The organism is Kaarinaea lacus (assembly GCF_975902315.1).
This window is the reverse complement of record NZ_CDLKIE010000231.1, coordinates 1-3,296: the sequence shown is the minus strand read 5'-3', so window position 1 is coordinate 3,296 and position 3,296 is coordinate 1. Positions and strand designations below refer to the sequence as shown.

Genomic DNA, 3,296 nt, shown 5'->3' with positions numbered 1-3,296 from the left:
GCGAGATTTCCGTATTAGTCTTGTGATCTTCAATCATACGCTGGTGTATTACACTCGCAGAATTCTTTCTATCACCTCAACGCCCTCTTCCAGGAGAAAGCGTAAGAAAGCGCTTACCGCCGGCGGCATGTGCCGGTCTTTTGGGTAAACGATATACCAACGTTCCATTAACGGGAATCCATTAACGCTGAGCTCAACCAATTCACCGCGTTGGCACTCACGCGCAACGCAATACCTGGACAGTACCGACAATCCCATATTATTGGCGACAGCTTGTTTTAATGCCTCATTGCTGCTTAATTCCATGCTGACATTTATCGCTGCAGACTGACTTTCTAAAAACCGCTTTAATGCGATGCGCGTACCTGATGTCGGTTCTCGCAGCAGGAATTGCTCATTCTCCAGCTGCGCTAGTGGAATATTATTATGCTGTACAAGCCGATGATCAGACGATGCGACAATCACTAGTGGATTATTTATAAACGGAATTGACTCCACTTCTATATTGGTAGGCACCTGATCAATCAAATACAAATCATCCAGATTATCCTGCAGTCGTCGAAACAGATTTTCCCGTTCCAGAATACTTAACGAGAAATTAACCTCAGGATAAAGCTTTTTGAACACTCCCAACAACACCGACACAAAATATTCAGTCGTGGTTACACCGGCAAATGTCAGTGCTCCGCCAACCGACTCTATCCGATTCGTGACTTGTTCATCGAACTGTGTCACGCACGCAAATATCTCATGGCAGGTTTTAAGAAACGCACGGCCTTCGAAGGTGAGATGAATGCGCCGCCCAACCTGTTCAAACAGTCGTGTATTTAACGACTCTTCCAGCTTTTTCATTTGCATGGATACTGTTGGCTGGGTGATATACAGTTCCCGCGAAGCGGTCGTGAAGTTACCCAGTCTCGCAACACATTCAAACACCTGAAGCTGTCGAAAAGAAACGTTTCGCAGACAGCGCAGTGCGCGATTCATTTGACTGGTGGGGCTCGATTCATTCATAGATAAATGGTGATAGCTCCGATGCGTAATTGTCATTGGATGTTGAGCGTCGTATAACGCATAGTAACCATGCCTGCTCACTTGAACAGGTTAAGGGAAAACACCTTACAAAGACAGAATTGGAGAAATAATTGTGATTAAAAAAACATGGCATTTTGATCTTGAACCCAATATGGGAAGAATAGACAGATATGCCCGATATACATTAAGTATAGCGTTAATTGGCTCTATACTGCTCGCACCAACGACCCATGTTGGCTGGTTAGTAATATTACCATTGACCGCTATTCCTATTTTTATTAGCGCATATGCCGGCTGGGATCCTCTTTACGCCTTAATGCAAAAACGACGAACACCCAAGTTTAGGTTTTTTAATAAAAAGCTGCCCGTGTAAAAAAGGTCGATAACCAGTGAAAACTGTCGGCGGCGTACTGGCAAGAAACTTGAAATATAGTGCGCCGCTTGATGTAATATTTCACTAACATTTAAAGCTTTACCCTGGATTATTTGATGCTCAATATTTTTGAACCCAAATTTGTAATTTTAAAAAACAATCCAAGTACTAACAGATGATCCTCATATTAACCAGCAACGACACAAATGATTAATCAGAATTGGCAACAACAGACAACGATAAAAAGTAAAGTGAAAATAATCCTCCGACCACACTTGGCACCGTTAAATATAAAGGGTGCCATTGGCACCCTTTTCTAGTCTGATTACAATGCAGTAACGTTAGCGGCTTGCAGGCCTTTCTGGCCACGTTCAATTTCGTATGAAACGCGTTGACCTTCGTCCAGGCTCTTGAAACCGTTACTTAAAATAGCGCGAAAATGAACAAAAACGTCTTCTTCACCATTTTCCTGAGTAATAAAACCAAATCCTTTATCGGGATTAAACCATTTAACTGTACCAGTTGATTTAGACATGTTGTCTCCTAAATATAAATAATTAATGTGCATAGCACATGATGGGGCCGGCGGAGTGAATTACTTAATCACGATAAACAAGCAGAGAGTGAAGATCTTCAGAACAGCAGGTCTTGGAAATGCAAAGAAGTGATGTGGCGAAGTGTTTCAGTTTCAATTTGTTCTAATTATATAAGCAGGTCTGTTCCAACAGGCCGTGTGCAGACTAACAGGTATTAACTACTTTGTATATCATTAAATGGTTCACGAGATATAAATATCGCCCAAGCCATAGAAAACATTCAGTTAATTCTGTCCTGTTATATCTGTCCTTCCAGTAGACACCGAGAGTTCACTTAGTTCAATTTATTTATAAAAATATATAACCATTTGTTATGCATCTCGACACTTAATATAGTGTACTCTTGCTCTCCCCTCTTTTCTTACAAGGTCACACAAAATGAGCACAAAAGGTACCTATAACGATCCTGACTTGATGGCCAAATTGACCAACCACCAAATGCCCTTTGGTAAACATTCAAAAACGCTATTAATTGATCTGCCGTTGTCGTATTTGAGCTGGTTTTCCAAAATTGGCTTTCCAAGAGGCGAGTTGGGTCAGCTAATGCGTATTGTGCATGATGTCAAATCAGGCGATATGGATCATTTTTTTGAAAATATCCGCACGCTACAAGCGTACCCTGCGCCTGAATCTGCAGCCATAGTAAAAACAAATAGCACTCTGGTTTTGTAGATGTGGTATATAGAGAGCGTGGCATTGGACGATAGTATAAGAAGGAACCCGTCTGTTTTTGATCTCACTCTCTTCCGATCAATCTAATATACCTTCCTTTAAATTTATTATCGCGACGCGATATAGGATTGTGTCAGACAGAATCACACAGGAGCAAATAACGTGGAAGGTATCAGTGATATAAAAATTACAGGCATTGATGAAAAGCGGCCGCCCTTGATCAGGAAAGAACCTTATATCGACATTTTCTTTAAATTATCACACCAGGCGCCGTCAGACTGGTGCAAAGACTTTAATGCGCTGTTATCGAAACACCCAACTGCACCAAAAATAAAGGAAAAAGAAGGAATTTATATTGAAGCGTGGGTTAGAACAGCGGATGAAATAGAAGCATTTCTGGATCAACTCAAGGAAAAGGTTGCAGAGTGCAATCGCCTCTATATTGAAAGAATAGAGCTCTCGCTACGTAATTCGAATGAAGCAAATACGTTGCTGGCACAACAGGGGGGTGGCGAACAGGGACGTCTTAACAGGATCATTGCCGCACTGAATTTTGATGATATCAATATGTAGCCTTGGTATATAGCAAATCATTATGGAGTTAACACAAGTATTATTTG

At 41.3% G+C, this 3,296-nt stretch carries 5 protein-coding genes; 3 read left to right on the top strand and 2 right to left on the bottom strand.

Annotated features, from left to right (window positions below; genetic code table 11):
- Positions 1 to 48: 48 nt before the first annotated feature.
- Entirely contained in the window at positions 49 to 1,014 is a 966-nt protein-coding gene (locus ACWVCM_RS06955; protein ID WP_455201002.1) for a LysR family transcriptional regulator, read from the bottom strand.
- A 133-nt stretch (positions 1,015 to 1,147) separates the two neighbouring features.
- Here ACWVCM_RS06955 and ACWVCM_RS06950 point away from each other — a divergent pair, with 133 nt between their 5' ends.
- The gene (locus ACWVCM_RS06950; protein WP_455201001.1) at positions 1,148 to 1,408 is read left to right on the top strand and encodes a YgaP family membrane protein; all 261 of its coding nucleotides are present in this window, start codon (positions 1,148 to 1,150) and stop codon (positions 1,406 to 1,408) included.
- Between the two features lie 325 nt (positions 1,409 to 1,733).
- Here the strand turns inward: ACWVCM_RS06950 and cspE are convergent, their stop codons facing one another.
- Positions 1,734 to 1,943, bottom strand: a complete 210-nt coding sequence (gene cspE, locus ACWVCM_RS06945; protein WP_455201000.1) for a transcription antiterminator/RNA stability regulator CspE — start codon at positions 1,941 to 1,943, stop codon at positions 1,734 to 1,736.
- A gap of 439 nt (positions 1,944 to 2,382) precedes the next feature.
- Between cspE and ACWVCM_RS06940 the strand changes: the two genes are divergently transcribed.
- Both ACWVCM_RS06940 and ACWVCM_RS06935 read left to right on the top strand, forming a co-directional pair.
- Positions 2,383 to 2,676: a DUF3820 family protein gene (locus tag ACWVCM_RS06940; protein WP_455200999.1), complete on the top strand. Its 294-nt coding sequence runs from the start codon at positions 2,383 to 2,385 to the stop codon at positions 2,674 to 2,676.
- 162 nt (positions 2,677 to 2,838) lie between these two features.
- A complete protein-coding gene (locus ACWVCM_RS06935) occupies positions 2,839 to 3,249 on the top strand; it encodes a hypothetical protein (protein ID WP_455200998.1) in 411 nt (136 codons plus the stop codon).
- The last annotated feature ends 47 nt before the right edge of the window (positions 3,250 to 3,296 follow it).